The sequence below is a fragment of the Enterobacter cloacae complex sp. ECC445 genome (assembly GCF_021892025.1).
GTDB classification, from domain to species: domain Bacteria; phylum Pseudomonadota; class Gammaproteobacteria; order Enterobacterales; family Enterobacteriaceae; genus Enterobacter; species Enterobacter chengduensis.
Genome location: NZ_JAKLRZ010000005.1, coordinates 72387 through 90347, shown reverse-complemented (window position 1 = coordinate 90347; position 17961 = coordinate 72387). Strand labels below are relative to the sequence as shown.

Sequence of the window (17961 nt, the reverse complement as noted above, 5' to 3'; positions counted from 1 at the left end):
GGATTACACGATGAGTACTTTTACTACCCCTGTCGTCACTTCCATGCAGATCGTTCCGGTCGCAGGCCATGACAGCATGTTGATGAACCTGAGCGGCGCGCACGCGCCATTCTTTACCCGCAACATTGTCATTATCAAAGACAACTCCGGCCATACGGGGGTGGGCGAAATTCCGGGCGGGGAGAAGATCCGCCAGACGCTGGAAGATGCCATTCCGCTGGTGGTGGGCAAAACGCTGGGTGAGTACAAAAATGTTCTCAACGCCGTGCGCAACACCTTTGCCGATCGCGATGCCGGCGGTCGTGGCCTGCAGACCTTCGACCTGCGCACCACCATCCACGTGGTGACCGGGATTGAATCCGCGATGCTGGATCTGCTGGGTCAGCATCTGGGGGTTAACGTTGCCTCGCTGCTGGGAGAAGGTCAGCAGCGCAGCGAAGTGGAAATGCTGGGCTATCTGTTCTTTGTCGGCGACCGCAGGCTGACGCCGCTTCCGTATCAGAGCCAGCCGGATGAACAATGCGACTGGTATCGGCTCCGCCACGACGAGGCGATGACCCCGGATGCGGTGGTGCGCCTGGCCGAGGCCGCTTACGAAAAATATGGCTTTAATGATTTCAAACTGAAGGGCGGCGTGCTGGCCGGTGAGGAAGAGGCACAAGCCGTCACCGCGCTGGCAAAACGTTTCCCGCAGGCGCGCGTGACGCTGGATCCGAACGGCGCCTGGTCGCTTGATGAAGCGATCAAAATAGGTAAACAGCTGAAAGGCGTGCTGGCGTATGCGGAAGATCCCTGCGGGGCTGAACAAGGCTTCTCCGGACGCGAAGTGATGGCGGAATTCCGTCGCGCGACGGGGCTGCCGACCGCGACCAATATGATTGCTACCGACTGGCGTCAGATGGGACACACCCTGTCATTACAGTCTGTCGACATTCCGCTGGCGGACCCGCACTTCTGGACGATGCAGGGGTCGGTGCGCGTGGCGCAGATGTGCCATGAGTTTGGCCTGACCTGGGGCTCGCACTCTAACAACCATTTCGATATCTCGCTGGCAATGTTCACGCACGTTGCCGCCGCCGCACCGGGCACCATTACCGCTATCGACACGCACTGGATCTGGCAGGAAGGTAATCAGCGTCTGACCAGGCAGCCGTTTGAGATCAAAGGGGGTATGGTGCAGGTGCCTTCTACCCCGGGACTCGGCGTTGAGCTGGACATGGACCAGGTCATGAAGGCTCATGAGCTGTATCAAAAACACGGTCTGGGCGCGCGCGACGACGCAATGGCGATGCAGTATCTGATCCCAGACTGGACATTCGACAATAAACGCCCGTGCATGGTACGATAAACGCATTGGGACCGCTCCCATGAGTGGTCTTTTACGTGGTGTATGCTTAACGTAACAACTATGCGTAAGGATGGCTTATGAAAATTGTTATCGCACCGGACTCGTATAAGGAAAGTTTGAGTGCGCTTGAGGTTGCGACAGCGATAGAACGTGGTTTTCGCGAGATCTTTCCCGAGGCGGTTTACGTCAAGCTGCCGGTTGCGGACGGTGGCGAAGGGACGGTTGAAGCGATGATCGCGGCCACGCAGGGACGCATTGTGCAGGTTCCTGTGACCGGCCCGCTGGGCGAGCGCGTGGAAGGCTTTTATGGCTTATCCGGCGACGAGCAGAGCGCCTTTATTGAAATGGCGGCGGCAAGCGGCCTGGAGCTGGTCGTCCCGTCGCAGCGTAACCCCCTGAAGACCACCTCCTGGGGAACGGGCGAACTGATTCGTCACGCGCTGGATGCGGGCGTTAAGCATATCATCATTGGCATCGGCGGCAGCGCAACCAATGACGGTGGCGCAGGGATGGTGCAGGCGCTGGGAGCGAAGCTACTCGACGCCAGCGAGCAGCCGCTGGGGCAGGGCGGAGGCGAGTTGGGAAAACTCGCGCGTATCGACCTGAGCGGGCTGGACAGACGTCTGGCGGAGTGCCGGATAGAGGTCGCCTGTGATGTGACCAACCCGCTCACCGGCAAGGATGGCGCGTCAGCCGTGTTTGGTCCGCAAAAGGGGGCCTCTCCTGAGATGATCGTCACTCTGGACAACGCGCTTGCTCATTATGCGCGGATCATTGCCCGGGATCTGGATATGGATGTGCTAAACCTTGCTGGCGGCGGTGCGGCGGGGGGCATGGGCGCGGCGCTGTACGCCTTCTGCGGCGCGCAGTTGCGCCAGGGCATTGAGATTGTGACCGATGCGCTACACCTGGCCGACCAGGTGGCCGATGCGGATCTGGTTATCACCGGCGAAGGCCGCATCGACAGCCAGACGATCCACGGCAAAGTGCCGGTAGGCGTGGCGAAAGTGGCGAAGCGCTTTAACAAACCCGTCATCGGCATTGCAGGAAGCCTGACGGCGGACGTCGGCGTGGTGCACGATCGCGGCATTGATGCGGTGTTTAGCGTGATCTATACCATCTGCTCGCTGGAAGACGCGCTGGAAAATGCCAGCGAAAACGTCAGGATGGCCGCCAGAAATATCGCGGCGGTGCTGAAAGTGGGGCAGGGGATGTAGTTCTCCCTCTCCCCGTGGGAGAGGGGCGGGGTGAGGGCATCAGGCCGCACCCGCAACCGTAGGCCCGGTAAGGCGAAGCCGCCACCGGGCTTTTTATCTCAGTTCCCCAACACCTTCATCGCTTCCCGCGTGACGTTATCCATTTCATCCAGCAGCTCCAGGAACTCCGGCTCAAGCTCCGATTCCGGCGTACCGGCGCGCAGCTGCTGCTCCAGCAGCTGGCAGAGGTTTTTCAGCCGCGGTACGCCGCTGTACCCGCAGCTGCCGTGCAGCTTGTGGATGGCTTCCAGCAGCGCTTCCGGGTTTTCACCCACCAGTTGCTCTTCCACCTTATTACGAATTTCCGGCAGAAACGCGACCAGCATTTGCAGCATGTCCCGTGCCAAATCGGGTTTACCGGCCGCCTGGCGCAGGGCAAGCTGCCAGTCAAAGGTGGCGTTCTGGTTAACGCTGATTTCAACCGGCTCGCTGGACACCGTGTACGTGCCGCCAATATGGCCCGGCTTGTAGCGCAACAGCAGGTTATGCAGTTTCTCTTCATCAATGGGCTTCGCCAGATAGTCATTCATTCCGGCGCTTAGCAGCTTCTCTTTCTGACCGGCCATCGCATGGGCGGTTACCGCAATGACCGGGGTTTGCTGCTGATGCGGCAGCTGGTGGATCAGCTCGCAGGCCCGAATGCCATCCATGCCCGGCATCTGAATATCCATCAGGATTAAATCGAACTGCATCTGCTTAGCCTGTTCAACCGCCTGCGCGCCGCTGGTGCACAGCTCCACATGCTGAACCTGGTCTTCCAGCAATACGCCAATCAGCTTCAGGTTGGCCGGATTATCATCCACCGCCATCACGCTCATCGGCAGCTTTTGCTCATCGTTAATCAGCGGGAGGGCATGCTGGCTAAGACGGCAATATTCCGTGAGGGCGGGCAGCAGGCGGGTCGCGGTGAGCGGTTTCAGCAGACACGCGGCGGCCCCGTCGTTTTTTAACTCTTCAGCATTGAGCTGGGCATGGCAGGGCAGCGCCAGCAGCAGATAGTCCGTCATCGACGCGGCTTTCGCCAGCCGCTCCTGCTGCATGGTCAGTTCGCCGGTGAAGGTGACCGGAATGCCCATCAGCAAAATGTCGTAATGCTCAACGGCAAGGGCTGAGAAGGTCGGGCTGTAGACCACCTCCAGCGGCGTGGTGCTCAGAATATCGAGCGTACACTGCGCGGCCGCCGCGTTCGGTTCGACGTAGGCCAGACGCTTGCCCTTCAGGCAGTCCGTCACCGGGCCATCGGTCAGAACGTTAGGATTGAGATCCAGGTTAATGTGGAACCAGAAGGTAGAACCGCGGTTCGGCTGGCTGTGGAAAGAGATATCCCCGCCCATCTCGTTCACCAGGCGCTGCGTGATCACCAGCCCCAGGCCGGTACCGCCGTGACGGCGGGAGATGCTGGCGTCCGCCTGGCGGAACGCCTGGAACAGACGCGACTGATCCCGCTCCGGAATGCCGATGCCGGTATCGCGGATCTGAACTTCAATCTGGACCTTATTGCTGCTGATCGAGCGTTTCTCTACCAGGACGTCGATATTACCGCTTTCGGTGAATTTAATGGCGTTCCCGACAAGGTTGGTGATGACCTGCTGCAGGCGCAGCGGATCGCCAATGACGTTATCCGGCACGTCGTTCTTAATGTTGAGCGTCAGCTCAAGACCCTTGTCGTGCGACGAGTGCGCGAGCAGGGTTACGACCTCATCCAGCGTGCTGCGCAGCGGGAAGGGAATGCTTTCCAGGATCAGCTTGCCCGCCTCCAGCTTGGAGAAGTCCAGCACGTCGTTGATGATTGCCAGCAGGTTGTTAGCCGAGCGTTCAATAGTGTGCAGATGATCGCGCTGAGTGGGGTTAAGCTCGCTTTTCAGGGTCAGACGGGTGAAGCCGATCACGCCATTGAGCGGCGTGCGCAGCTCGTGCGACATATTGGCCAGGAATTCCGACTTAATACGCGCCGCTTCCTGGGCGCGCTTTTTCGCCAGATCCAGCTCAACGTTCTGGATCTCCATCTGCTCCAGCGTTTCGCGCAGGTCAGACGTCGCCTGGTCAACGTTGTGCTGCATCTCTTCGTGATACGCCGCCAGCGACATTGCCATCGAGTTAATGCCGTTCTTCAGCATATCCAGCTCGCCCAGCATAAAGCCTTCGACCCGGCTGTCAAGCTGCCCCCGGCGGATGCGGTCAACCGTGTTGACCATGTTGCGGATGGGGCCCGTCACGTCACGCATCAGGCGCCAGCCGAAGATCAGCGCAATGCCAATGCAGAACAGCATCATCACGCCGGAGATAAAAATTTCTTTGTACTGCTGAAGCCGGACCGACTTGAGATCCAGCTCCAGCGCCACGTATCCCAGCATGTTGTTGCTGGATTTGGCGTCAGATTGTGCAGATTCGTCGGGAGAATAGCTCTCTGACACGATCGGCGTGCGCAGGATCATGAGATCGCCGCGCCGCAGTACGGTGAGGTGGCGCGGGAAAGGCGTACCGTCGGGGATCTTCAGGGCCGCCGGATCGAGATGAAAATTCGAGGTAACAAACAGGCGGTTATGTTCGTCGTAAACGGAGATGGCGCGCACGATGTCCGAATGCCGCCGGTGAAGCACGCTGATTAACTGACCAATGGATTCGCGGTTTTGCAGGTTCATGCCGTACTCGCTGGAGACAGCGAGCGGTTCGATTATGCTGGCGCCTGCATCTTCCAGCTGTCGCTGCAAATCGTTATAGCGGTGCACCACAAAGAAGATACTCAGCAGCAAACCGATGAGAACGGTGGGGGCGAGGATCAAAATCATCATGCGCGCGCGCAGGCTGTAGTTGGTCATGGCGTTCCGTTATGGGACAATTAAGCTAATTATGTTTATATGAGAAAAATCTCGGCGATGGCGCAATTCTACTCTGCAAAGCGACGCGTGACGACGCGTCAAATCATAACCGTTGAAGCCACGGACCTGGATCCGTTTGGTCAGGGGGTGGCGCGTCACAACGGTAAGGCTCTGTTTATAACAGGTTTGCTGCCAGCAGAACGAGCAGAAATTACGCTGACGGAAGATAAACGCCAGTTCGCCCGCGGGCAGGTTAAGCGTCGCCTCAACGATAGCCCGGAGCGCGTGGCGCCTCGCTGCCCGCATTTTGGCGTGTGCGGGGGCTGCCAGCAACAGCATGCGAGCACAGAATTACAGCAAAAAAGTAAAAGCAGCGCCCTGGCGCGGTTGCTTAAGCATGACGTTAACGAAATCGTTGCCGATGAGCCCTGGGGCTATCGCCGCCGCGCGCGCCTGAGCCTCAGCTATCAGCCAAAAACGGCGCGGCTGGAGATGGGTTTTCGCAAGGCCGGTTCAAGCGATATCGTCGATGTGAGGCAGTGCCCCATTTTGGTGCCCCATCTTGAGGCGTTGCTTCCGCACGTGCGCACCTGCCTCTCCGGGCTGGAGGGCGTTCGCCACCTTGGACACGTCGAACTGGTCATGGCCAACAATGGTCCGCTGATGGTCCTGCGCCATACCGCGCCGCTGTCGAAAAAAGATCGCGAAAAACTGGAACGCTTTTCGCATTCCCACGACCTGGCGCTTTTCCTCGCGCCACAAAGCGAGATACTTGAACAGGTTACCGGTGAGGCGCCCTGGTATGCGTCAAACGGGCTACGCTTAACGTTCAGCCCGCGGGATTTCATTCAGGTGAATGATGGCGTTAACCAGCAGATGGTCGCGAAAGCGATGGCATGGCTGGACGTTCAGCAAAGCGATCGGGTGCTGGATCTGTTCTGCGGAATGGGCAACTTCACGCTGCCGCTGGCGCGAGAAGCGGCCAGCGTCGTCGGCGTGGAAGGCGTTGAGGCGCTGGTAGCGAAAGGGCAGGAGAACGCGCGGCAGAACGGCTTGCAAAATGTGACATTCTTTCATCAAAATCTTGAGGAAGATGTCACGCAACAGCCGTGGGCACAGCAGGGTTTCGACAAAATCCTGCTCGACCCGGCGCGTGCCGGCGCGCCGGGCGTGATGGCACATATTATTAAACTCGCGCCGAAGCGCGTGGTCTATGTTTCCTGTAACCCGGCGACGCTTGCCCGTGACAGCGAGGCATTACTCAACGCGGGTTACCAGATTCAGCGTCTGGCAATGCTGGACATGTTCCCGCACACTGGGCATCTGGAATCAATGGTGTTGTTCGAGCACATCTAATTTGTTTGGCTTGTCGACTTCGACAGGCCCTGGTCCCTAAAGGAGAGGACAATGGTTGCGGTAAGAAGTGCACATCTCAATAAAGCTGGGGAGTTTGACCCACAAAAATGGATCGCAAGTCTGGGAATTTCCAGCCAGCAGTCGTGTGAACGCTTAACCGAAACCTGGGCCTATTGTCTGCGCACCACGCAGGGGCATCCGGATGCCGATCTTCTTCTGTGGCGCGGCGTGGAGATGGTGGAAATCTTATCCATGCTGAACATGGATATCGAAACGCTGCAGGCCGCGCTTCTTTTCCCTCTGGCGGATGCAGACGTGGTCAGCGAAGACGTGCTGCGTGAGAGCGTCGGTAAATCCGTCGTCGCGCTGATCCACGGCGTGCGCGATATGGCGGCCATTCGTCAGCTTAAAGCCGCGCACACCGATTCCGTCTCCTCGGAACAGGTCGATAACGTTCGCCGGATGCTGCTGGCCATGGTGGATGATTTCCGCTGCGTGGTCATCAAGCTGGCCGAGCGTATTGCCCACCTGCGTGAGGTGAAGGATGCGCCGGAAGACGAGCGCGTGCTGGCTGCAAAAGAGTGTACAAACATCTATGCGCCGCTGGCGAACCGCTTGGGGATTGGCCAGCTGAAATGGGAGCTTGAAGATTACTGCTTCCGTTATCTGCACCCGGCGGAATATAAGCGCATTGCCAAACTCCTGCACGAGCGCCGTATCGACCGCGAGCACTATATCGATGAGTTCGTCGGCGGCCTGCGCCAGGCGATGAAAGAAGAGAACGTGCGCGCTGAAGTCTACGGCCGCCCAAAACACATCTACAGCATCTGGCGCAAGATGCAGAAGAAACACCTCGCCTTCGACGAGCTGTTTGACGTGCGCGCCGTGCGCATTGTGGCGGAGCGTCTGCAGGACTGCTACGCCGCGCTGGGGATCGTCCACACGCACTTCCGCCATCTGCCGGATGAGTTCGATGACTATGTCGCCAACCCGAAACCGAACGGATATCAGTCTATTCATACCGTGGTGCTGGGCCCCGGCGGCAAAACGGTTGAGATTCAGATCCGCACCAAACAGATGCATGAAGACGCCGAGCTGGGCGTCGCCGCGCACTGGAAATACAAAGAAGGCACCTCCGGCGGGACGCGTTCTGGTCACGAAGACCGCATCGCCTGGCTGCGCAAGCTGATTGCGTGGCAGGAAGAGATGGCCGACTCCGGCGAGATGCTCGACGAAGTGCGCAGCCAGGTTTTTGACGATCGGGTCTATGTCTTTACCCCGAAAGGCGACGTTGTTGACCTGCCAGCGGGCTCTACGCCGCTCGATTTTGCCTACCACATCCACAGCGATGTGGGGCACCGCTGCATTGGGGCGAAAATTGGCGGGCGTATCGTACCGTTCACCTATCAGCTGCAGATGGGTGACCAGATTGAAATCATTACCCAGAAACAGCCCAACCCGAGCCGCGACTGGCTGAACCCGAACCTGGGTTACGTCACCACCAGCCGAGGGCGCTCGAAAATTCACGCCTGGTTCCGCAAGCAGGATCGTGACAAGAATATCCTTGCCGGTCGTCAAATCCTCGACGACGAGCTGGAACATATCGGGATCAGCCTGAAAGAGGCCGAGAAATTCCTGCTGCCGCGCTATAACTTCAACGAGCTTGACGAGCTGCTGGCGGCCATCGGCGGCGGAGATATCCGCCTGAATCAGATGGTGAACTTCCTGCAGGCGCAGTTCAATAAGCCAAGCGCGGAAGAGCAGGATGCGGCGGCGCTGAAGCAGCTGCAGCAGAAAACCTACGCGCCGCAGCAGCGCAGCAAAGACAACGGCCGCGTGGTGGTCGAGGGCGTGGGCAATCTGATGCACCACATCGCCCGCTGCTGCCAGCCTATTCCGGGCGACGATATCGTCGGATTTATCACCCAGGGACGCGGGATTTCGATTCACCGTTCCGACTGCGACCAGCTTGCCGAGCTTCAGTCCCATGCGCCGGAGCGCATCGTGGAAGCGGTCTGGGGTGAGAGCTATTCCGCTGGCTACTCGCTGGTGGTGCGCGTCACCGCTAACGACCGCAGCGGCCTGCTGCGCGACATCACGACTATTCTCGCCAACGAGAAGGTTAACGTGCTGGGCGTCGCCAGCCGCAGCGATACCCGCGAGCAGCTTGCCACCATCGATATGACTATCGAAATCTACAACCTGCAGGTGCTGGGCCGCGTGCTCGGTAAGCTGAACCAGGTGCCGGATGTGATTGACGCGCGTCGTCTGCACGGCGGATAAATACACTCTTCTGTAGGCCGGGTAAGGCTTTGCCGCCACCCGGCTTGTTTTTTAATGGAAAACACTATGACTCAAATCGACCGCCTGCTCGGCATCATGAAGCGCCTGCGCGACCCCGAAAACGGCTGCCCGTGGGACAAAGAGCAGACTTTCGCGACCATCGCCCCGTACACCCTTGAAGAGACCTATGAGGTGCTCGACGCTATTTCCCGCGAGGATTTCGACGACCTGCGCGGCGAGCTGGGCGACCTGCTGTTCCAGGTGGTGTTCTATGCGCAGATGGCGCAGGAAGAAGGGCGCTTTAACTTTGACGATATCTGCGCTGCCATCAGCGACAAGCTCGAGCGCCGCCATCCCCATATCTTCGGCGATGCCACTGCGGGCAACAGCGCGGAGGTGCTGACCCGCTGGGAGCAGATCAAAAGCGCCGAGCGGGCAGAGAAATCTCAGCACTCCGCGCTGGACGACATTCCGATGAGCCTGCCCGCGCTGATGCGCGCGCATAAAATCCAGAAACGCTGCTCCGCGGTGGGGTTTGACTGGACCTCCCTCGGCCCGGTGCTGGATAAAGTGCACGAAGAGATTGACGAAGTGATGCACGAAGCGCAGCAGGCGGTGGTGGATGAAGCGAAGCTTGAGGAAGAGATGGGTGACCTGCTGTTTGCGACCGTCAACCTTTCTCGCCACCTGGGTGTAAAAGCGGAAACGGCCCTGCAAAAAGCCAACATTAAATTCGAACGACGCTTTCGCGAAGTTGAGCGGATTGTCGCCTCACGAGGCCTGGATATGACCGGAATTGATCTCGAGGCAATGGAAGACGTCTGGCAGGAAGTAAAGCGCCAGGAATCTGATCTCTAACGAGATTTTGCGATCAAGTGCAATTTGTGTGATTTTTTAAATGACAAGCGCTTGATTTGCGTCAAAAACATTTACCCAAAAGGGGCTATTTTCTCACTCCTTATGTTTGTCATGGCCTGGAATGGAGACGGAGAATGAAAGTTTGTGGCGCTCGCCGTGTTCGGGTATACTACTTTCCCGTCCTGGTTATTCCATCGTTTCACCCTAACTTCTCAGGTTCAGCATGACAACGAACTATATTTTTGTGACCGGCGGGGTCGTATCCTCTCTGGGTAAAGGCATTGCCGCAGCCTCCCTCGCAGCCATTCTTGAAGCCCGTGGCCTCAATGTGACCATGATGAAACTGGATCCGTACATCAACGTCGATCCTGGCACCATGAGCCCAACCCAACACGGGGAAGTGTTCGTTACTGAAGACGGCGCTGAAACCGATCTGGATCTTGGCCACTACGAGCGTTTCATCCGCACCAAAATGACCCGTCGCAACAACTTTACGACTGGCCGCATTTACTCCGACGTTCTGCGTAAAGAACGCCGCGGTGACTACCTGGGCGCGACCGTTCAGGTTATCCCACACATCACTAACGCCATCAAAGAGCGCGTCCTTGCCGGTGGCGAAGGGCATGACGTGGTGCTGGTTGAAATCGGCGGTACCGTGGGTGATATCGAATCCCTGCCGTTCCTCGAAGCGATTCGTCAGCTGGCGGTAGACATTGGTCGTGAGCATGCCCTGTTCATGCACCTGACGCTGGTGCCTTACATGGCGGCTGCAGGTGAAGTGAAAACCAAACCGACTCAGCACTCCGTTAAAGAGCTGCTCTCCATCGGTATTCAGCCTGACATCCTGGTTTGCCGCTCCGATCGCGCCATTCCGGCGAACGAACGTGCGAAAATTGCATTGTTCTGTAACGTGCCTGAAAAAGCCGTTATTTCAATGAAAGATGTCGATTCCATTTATAAAATCCCGGGCCTGTTGAAATCGCAGGGCCTGGACGATTATATTTGTAAACGATTCAGCTTGAACTGTCCGGAAGCTAACCTGTCTGAATGGGAACAGGTTATTTACGAAGAAGCCAACCCGGCAGGCGAAGTGACTATCGGCATGGTCGGCAAGTACATTGAGCTGCCGGATGCCTATAAGTCAGTGATCGAAGCGCTGAAACACGGTGGTCTGAAGAACCGCGTCTCCGTGAACATCAAGCTGATTGATTCGCAGGATGTCGAAACGCGTGGCGTGGAAATTCTGAAAGATCTGGATGCTATCCTCATCCCTGGCGGCTTCGGCTACCGCGGTGTTGAAGGCAAGATCGCCACCGCGCGCTATGCGCGTGAAAACAATATTCCATACCTCGGCATCTGTCTGGGTATGCAGGTTGCGCTGATCGAATTTGCGCGCAACGTAGCGGGAATGGAAAACGCGAACTCTACGGAATTTGTGCCAGACTGTAAGTACCCTGTAGTGGCGCTGATTACGGAATGGCGTGACGAAGAAGGCAACGTCGAAGTCCGTACCGAGAAGAGCGATCTGGGTGGCACCATGCGTCTTGGCGCACAGGCCTGCCAGCTGTCCGACGATAGCGTGGTTCGCAAGCTGTATGGCGAGCCGATCATCACCGAGCGCCATCGTCACCGCTATGAAGTCAACAACATGCTGTTGAAACAAATTGAAGCTGCGGGCCTGCGCGTTGCGGGCCGCTCCGGGGATGATCAGTTAGTCGAGATCATTGAAGTGCCAAACCATCCGTGGTTTGTTGCCTGCCAGTTCCACCCGGAATTTACTTCAACGCCGCGTGACGGGCATCCGCTGTTTGCAGGCTTCGTGAAGGCCGCCAGCGAGTACCAGAAGCGTCAGGCGAAGTAAAAAAAGTTAGAACGGCAACGCGTACCTTTGGTACGCGTTGTTTGTCTGGAGTTTTAGTTTAACTTGTACTGAGGAAAATCTAATGTCCAAAATCGTTAAAGTCATCGGTCGTGAAATCATCGACTCCCGTGGTAACCCGACCGTTGAAGCCGAAGTTCATCTGGAAGGTGGTTTCGTCGGTATGGCAGCTGCTCCATCAGGTGCTTCTACAGGTTCCCGCGAAGCGCTGGAACTGCGCGATGGCGACAAATCTCGCTTCCTGGGCAAAGGCGTACTGAAAGCGGTTGGCGCTGTAAACGGTCCTATTGCTCAGGCCATCATTGGCAAAGACGCTAAAGACCAGGCTGGCATCGACAAGATCATGATCGATCTGGACGGTACTGAAAACAAATCTAACTTCGGTGCGAACGCAATCCTGGCGGTTTCCCTGGCGAACGCCAAAGCAGCAGCGGCTGCGAAAGGTATGCCACTGTTCGAGCACATCGCTGAACTGAACGGCACCCCAGGCAAATACTCCATGCCTGTACCAATGATGAACATCATCAACGGTGGTGAGCACGCGGACAACAACGTTGATATTCAGGAATTCATGATTCAGCCAGTTGGCGCGAAATCCCTGAAAGAAGCGGTTCGTATGGGTTCTGAAGTGTTCCACAACCTGGCTAAAGTTCTGAAAGCTAAAGGTATGAACACTGCTGTGGGTGACGAAGGTGGCTATGCGCCAAACCTGGGTTCTAACGCAGAAGCGCTGGCTGTTATCGCTGAAGCGGTAAAAGCTGCGGGCTACGAGCTGGGCAAAGACATCACCCTGGCGATGGACTGTGCAGCATCTGAATTCTACAAAGACGGTAAATACGTTCTGGCTGGCGAAGGCAACAAGGCATTCACCTCCGAAGAGTTCACTCACTTCCTGGAAGACCTGACCAAACAGTACCCAATCGTGTCTATCGAAGACGGTCTGGACGAGTCTGACTGGGATGGCTTCGCATACCAGACTAAAGTACTGGGCGACAAAATCCAGCTGGTGGGTGACGACCTGTTCGTAACCAACACCAAGATCCTGAAAGAAGGTATCGAAAAAGGCATCGTTAACTCCATCCTGATCAAATTCAACCAGATCGGTTCTCTGACCGAAACCCTGGCTGCGATCAAAATGGCGAAAGACGCTGGCTACACTGCGGTTATCTCTCACCGTTCTGGCGAAACTGAAGACGCTACCATTGCCGACCTGGCTGTGGGTACCGCTGCAGGCCAGATCAAAACCGGTTCTATGAGCCGTTCTGACCGTGTTGCTAAATACAACCAGCTGATTCGTATCGAAGAAGCGCTGGGCGAAAAAGCTCCATACAACGGTCGTAAAGAGATCAAAGGCCAGGCATAATTGCCTAAGCCTTGAAATGAAAATGCCAGTCGAAAGACTGGCATTTTTTTTGGCTATTTAAAATCGACCGCCATTTGCTCCGGAATGGTCAGCCCCTGGGTGGTTTGCACGCAGCGGGCGATATAATCCGTAAACCGGGGTGGCTTCGGCATCCCCATGCTCAGCAGCTTATCGTTGCTGAAGCGCACGTTCAGCGTGGCAAACGCACCGTATAACCGCATGGCCTTCAGCATCAGACGCTCGTTGCACGGGCCAAAAATATGCTTCAGCTCGCGGCGCATTCTGACCAGCGTTTCATAGCTGACCTGCGCATACTTATCCCCAACGGGGGCTTTCTCCAGCGCCTGCGCCATGGCCTGATCGATATCCGCAAAGCGAACGCTGTTCTCTTCACCGGCAGAAATGTGTACCACTTCCCCCGGACGCGCGTTGCTGTTCAGCAGCATCAATAGCGCATCGGCGCAATAATCCACCGGAACAACGTCGATCCTGTCTTCCATGGAGCACATAAACTTCTGCAGCATCAGGCCCATGCTAAAGACCCAGAAAATGCTGCTCGACGGCGTGCAGCCGTGGCGGGTATGGCCGACAACGATGGACGGGCGGGCGATGAGCAGCGGCAGGCTCGGACACTCCTGGCGCATCAGCTGTTCGATGGTTGACTTCGAAAACGTGTACTCCACCAGGTGCTCGGCATTCTCTCTGAACTCTGCGCTTTCGGCGACCAGAGAATCCTGCTCAGGCGTGCATGACATTGCGGTGCCGACGTGGAGGAAACGCTGAAGCCCTGCGACCTGCTCCATGCGGCGCGCCAGCGCGAGCGTACCCTCGACGTTGACCTTCCAGATCAGCGGGTTATTACCAAATGAGGCAACGGCCGCGCAGTTGAGGACATGCGTAACCCGATCCAGGCGGGGATCGTTCAGGAAGCCTTCAGGATGGCTAAGGTCGCCAATCAATATATTATCCACGTTCAGGGAGGCCAGTTTGTCCTCGGGAACGTTGAACTTACGCATGTTTTCCAGCACGCGCTCCAGCCCGCTTTGCGGATCGCCGGCACGCGCGAGCAAAAGGAGTTCTACGGATCGATCGTTGGTCAGGATTTTTTCAAGTACTGCACCGCCCAGAAACCCAGTCACGCCTGTAATCATTAACATCTTCATTAATACCGTCTCATTATGATTGATGAGGCGGATTGTAGGCGCGCAAAAGTAAACGGCATTTAAATAATAAATCGCCGGTCCAGACAGCGTCTTAAGCTTATTTTAAGGAAAGGAAATTAGGTGGAAATATTGGACATTACCGGAAGGGTAAAAATTCACTCTATTAAAATTTAAATTTTAACATATTGAAAGTAATGATTTTTACTGGGATTCCCCCTGGTGGGTAACGTAATTCAAAGTGTAATAAATATAATAATTTGTTACACCAAACATTTACCAAATATATGCGTTAAACCTGACTTAACGAAAATCAGACGACATACGTCGCAGGCTAATTTATTTAGCCTGCGACGGTTTTTTTTAAAGTAACAGGGGAAGCGTGGCGCTGGCTGTTTGCTGGCTAACGTCGCCGTAATGACCGTCCAGCGCAATCATGGAGGTGGTCAGCAGCTCGACCAGCAGCATGACTCCAACCTTAGCATTGAGCGCGCCCGCGCTAAGCGGCCCCTCGGGTTTGGCGGCAACCAGCTGCATGTCGCTCAGGGACGCCAGCGGGCTGCGGGGCGTATTGCTGAGCGCCAGAACCTTCACGCCGCGCTTGCGGGCAAGCTTCACTACGTGGAGTAAATCCCGCGTTGAACCGGAACTGGAGATAGCCACGACCAGGGTCTCTTTTGAAAGCGTTGTCGCATTCATGGCCGCGCGGTGCATATCGCTAAACAGCTGGGCAGGCTTACCCAGACGCAACAGCTTATAGTGCAGATATTCCCCGAGGATCGCGCTGGCCGCAACGCCATAAATCTGCACCGACTGCGCCTGATGCAGCGCCAGCGCGGCCTTTTCAAGCAGCGTGCGGTCGAGGAGCCTGGCGGTATCCTGCAAAGCCTGCACGGATTCATCCACCACGCTATCAATCTCATCCCCCGCCTGACGGACGGGCTGGCCCTGCTGAATATCCAGCGCAAGCGCCATTTTAAATTCGTTATAGCCTTTGCAGCCCAGCGTGCGGCAAAGACGCGTCACGCTGGCCTCGCTGGTGTGGCTCTCGCGCGCCAGCTCGGTGATCGTCAGGTAGAGCACTCGGGCTGGATCGCTGAGGACAAACTCACCGAGTTTTTGTTGCGTCGGGCTATACCCGGAAGCCTCCTGGCGTAGCTTCAGCAGCAGGTTTTCATTGTCTGACATGCTCGATCCTTAATGCGTTTCTCTGCGACTAGTGTGGCGGAAAGCGGGGGAGAGATGCCAGTCATTTTGAAAAAGTATGATCGTCGTCCTGGTTATTGATGAAAATTTTCACTATTAAATATTTATATGGTAAAAATTTTCATCCAATAATGGGGAGATGAAAAAATGATGCAAATGTTCAGTGGGGCTTCTTCGGGGGGATGGTTTGAAAAAGCGCAGCGCTTTGGCAAATCCTTTATGTTGCCCATCGCCGTGCTGCCTGCGGCGGGTCTGCTGCTGGGGATAGGCGGCGCGTTATCCAATCCCAATACGCTGGCGGCTTATCCGTTTTTAGACGTGGGCTGGCTGCAGGCCATTTTCACCATCATGAGCAGCGCGGGTTCGATCGTGTTTGCGAACCTCTCGGTGCTGTTTGCGGTGGGGGTTGCCGTCGGGCTGGCAAAAAGCGACAAGGGTACGGCCGGGCTGGCGGCGCTCCTCGCGTTTCTGGTGATGAACGCCACCATCAACGCGCTGCTGATCCTCACCGGCACGCTGGCGCACGAGAACCCGGGCGCCGTGGGGCAGGGCATGACGCTGGGGATCCAGACGCTGGAAACCGGCGTCTTTGGCGGCGTGGTGATTGGGCTGGTGACCTGCGCGCTCCATCACCGGTTTAATAAAATTGCGCTTCCGCAGTTCCTCGGGTTCTTTGGCGGCTCGCGCTTTGTCCCGATTATCAGCTCGCTGGCGGCAATACTCGTTGGGGCAGCAATGACCGTGGTCTGGCCGCATTTTCAGAAGCTGATCTTTGGCCTCGGTGGGCTGGTGGACGCCACCGGCTATCTGGGCACCCTGCTGTACGGCTTCATCTTGCGCATGCTGGGGCCGTTTGGTTTGCACCACATCTTCTATCTGCCGTTCTGGACCACCGCGCTCGGCGGCAGCGAGATCGTCAATGGTCATCTGGTGGAGGGCACGCAGCGGATCTTCTTCGCCCAGCTGGCCGATCCGACCACGCGTCAGTTTTATGAAGGCACGTCGCGCTTCATGTCCGGGCGCTTTATTACGATGATGTTTGGCCTGCTCGGCGCGTGCCTGGCGATGTACCACACCGCCAGGCCTGAAAACAAAAAGCGCGTTGCCGGGCTGCTGCTCTCTGCGGCGTTAACCTCGTTCCTGACCGGGATTACCGAGCCTATCGAGTTCTCCTTCCTGTTTATTGCGCCGGTGCTTTACGTCATTCATGCGCTGTTTGACGGGCTGGCCTTCATGCTTGCGCACATGCTGCATATCACGATCGGACAAACCTTCTCCGGCGGCTTCATCGACTTCGTGCTGTTCGGCATTTTGCAGGGGGAGGCCAAAACCCACTGGATGTTCGTTCCGCTGGTCGGCGTGCCGTGGTTCTTCCTTTACTACTTCACCTTCCGCTACCTGATTAACCGCTTTGATTTCGCCACGCCGGGCCGTGAAAAGGCGGCGATGGTTGATGAAGTGAGCCTCCCGCAAAGCGAGCGCGCTGCGGCGGTGATCGCCGGGTTAGGCGGAAAGGACAATCTGGACGAGGTCGACTGCTGCGCCACGCGCCTTCGCGTTACGGTGAAAGACGGCAGCAAGGTGGATGAAGCGGGGCTGAAAGCCACCGGCGCGCGCGGCGTTATCGTGCGCGGTAACGGGGTTCAGGTCATTTATGGCCCGCACGTCACCATTATCAAAAATGAAGTGGAAGAGAGCTTATCGTAATGAAAACTGTACTGGATAACCTGAAGGGAAAACTGGTCGTCTCCTGTCAGGCGCTGGAACATGAACCGCTGCACAGCCCGTTTATTATGTCGCGGATGGCGCTCGCTGCCGCGCAGGGCGGGGCGGCGGCTATCCGCGCTAACAGCGTGGTGGATATTGTAGCCATTAAGGAGCAGGTCTCTTTGCCGGTTATCGGCATCATCAAGCGTGACTATCCCGGTAGCGACGTGTTCATTACCGCGACGATGAAAGAGGTGGATGAGCTCATGACGGTTGCGCCGGACATGATTGCCCTTGATGCCACGGCGAGGGAGCGTCCCGGTGGGGATTCCCTGGAAGCGCTGGTCACGCGCATCCGCTCGCGCTATCCCGCGGTATTGCTGATGGCGGATATTGCCACGATCGAAGAGGCCGTGACGGCGCAGGCGCTGGGCTTTGACTGCATCGGCACCACGCTTTACGGCTATACGGCCGAAACGGCGGGCCATTCGCTTCCGGAGAACGACTGCGCGTTCCTGAAGGCAGTCCTCGCTGCCGTGACGGTGCCCGTGGTGGCCGAAGGCAACGTCGATACGCCTGAACGCGCGGCCAGATGCCTTGCGCTGGGTGCGCATACGGTTGTTGTCGGCGGCGCAATCACCCGTCCGCAGCAAATCACTGAACGGTTTATGGCGGCGATTGGCGCGCAAAGCACCGATGGAGCATGACCATCCGGCGGGGATCTGC

Annotated in this window: 12 protein-coding genes; 9 read left to right on the top strand and 3 right to left on the bottom strand. The window is 57.0% G+C overall.

Annotation, left to right across the window (positions count from 1 at the left end; genetic code table 11):
* Positions 1-10 precede the first annotated feature (10 nt).
* Both gudD and L6R44_RS06530 read left to right on the top strand, forming a co-directional pair.
* Entirely contained in the window at positions 11-1348 is a 1338-nt protein-coding gene (gene gudD, locus L6R44_RS06535; RefSeq protein WP_237423628.1) for a glucarate dehydratase, read from the top strand.
* A 77-nt stretch (positions 1349-1425) separates the two neighbouring features.
* Positions 1426-2565 (top strand): glycerate kinase, encoded by a 1140-nt coding sequence (locus tag L6R44_RS06530; RefSeq protein ID WP_237423627.1) that lies wholly within the window; start codon positions 1426-1428, stop codon positions 2563-2565.
* A 98-nt stretch (positions 2566-2663) separates the two neighbouring features.
* On the opposite strand, the gene barA is transcribed toward L6R44_RS06530, so the two are convergent.
* The gene (gene barA, locus L6R44_RS06525) at positions 2664-5423 is read right to left on the bottom strand and encodes a two-component sensor histidine kinase BarA (protein ID WP_032643128.1); all 2760 of its coding nucleotides are present in this window, start codon (positions 5421-5423) and stop codon (positions 2664-2666) included.
* A gap of 57 nt (positions 5424-5480) precedes the next feature.
* Between barA and rlmD the strand changes: the two genes are divergently transcribed.
* The 5 genes from rlmD (at position 5481) to eno (ending at position 13162) form a co-directional block, all read left to right on the top strand.
* Positions 5481-6779 carry a 23S rRNA (uracil(1939)-C(5))-methyltransferase RlmD gene (gene rlmD, locus L6R44_RS06520; protein WP_237423626.1) on the top strand — a complete coding sequence of 433 codons (1299 nt, stop codon included), beginning with the start codon at positions 5481-5483 and terminating at the stop codon, positions 6777-6779.
* A 51-nt stretch (positions 6780-6830) separates the two neighbouring features.
* On the top strand, positions 6831-9062 hold the full coding sequence (gene relA / locus L6R44_RS06515; RefSeq protein WP_237423625.1) for a GTP diphosphokinase: 2232 nt from the start codon (positions 6831-6833) through the stop codon (positions 9060-9062).
* Positions 9063-9128: 66 nt separating this feature from the next.
* Positions 9129-9920 carry a nucleoside triphosphate pyrophosphohydrolase gene (mazG, locus tag L6R44_RS06510; RefSeq protein WP_032643125.1) on the top strand — a complete coding sequence of 264 codons (792 nt, stop codon included), beginning with the start codon at positions 9129-9131 and terminating at the stop codon, positions 9918-9920.
* 223 nt (positions 9921-10143) lie between these two features.
* Positions 10144-11781, top strand: coding sequence for a glutamine hydrolyzing CTP synthase (gene pyrG / locus L6R44_RS06505; RefSeq protein ID WP_032643123.1), 1638 nt, complete (start codon positions 10144-10146; stop codon positions 11779-11781).
* An 82-nt stretch (positions 11782-11863) separates the two neighbouring features.
* Positions 11864-13162, top strand: a complete 1299-nt coding sequence (eno, locus tag L6R44_RS06500; protein WP_045330584.1) for a phosphopyruvate hydratase — start codon at positions 11864-11866, stop codon at positions 13160-13162.
* Between the two features lie 53 nt (positions 13163-13215).
* On the opposite strand, the gene L6R44_RS06495 is transcribed toward eno, so the two are convergent.
* Both L6R44_RS06495 and L6R44_RS06490 read right to left on the bottom strand, forming a co-directional pair.
* Entirely contained in the window at positions 13216-14325 is a 1110-nt protein-coding gene (locus L6R44_RS06495; protein WP_237423624.1) for an SDR family oxidoreductase, read from the bottom strand.
* 360 nt (positions 14326-14685) lie between these two features.
* Positions 14686-15510, bottom strand: a complete 825-nt coding sequence (locus L6R44_RS06490; protein WP_032643119.1) for a MurR/RpiR family transcriptional regulator — start codon at positions 15508-15510, stop codon at positions 14686-14688.
* A gap of 165 nt (positions 15511-15675) precedes the next feature.
* On the opposite strand from L6R44_RS06490, the gene L6R44_RS06485 reads away from it, so the two are divergent.
* On the top strand, positions 15676-17235 hold the full coding sequence (locus L6R44_RS06485; RefSeq protein ID WP_237423623.1) for a PTS transporter subunit EIIC: 1560 nt from the start codon (positions 15676-15678) through the stop codon (positions 17233-17235).
* Entirely contained in the window at positions 17235-17942 is a 708-nt protein-coding gene (locus L6R44_RS06480; protein ID WP_237423622.1) for an N-acetylmannosamine-6-phosphate 2-epimerase, read from the top strand. The genes L6R44_RS06485 and L6R44_RS06480 overlap by 1 nt, the downstream gene beginning before the upstream one ends.
* Positions 17943-17961 lie beyond the last annotated feature (19 nt).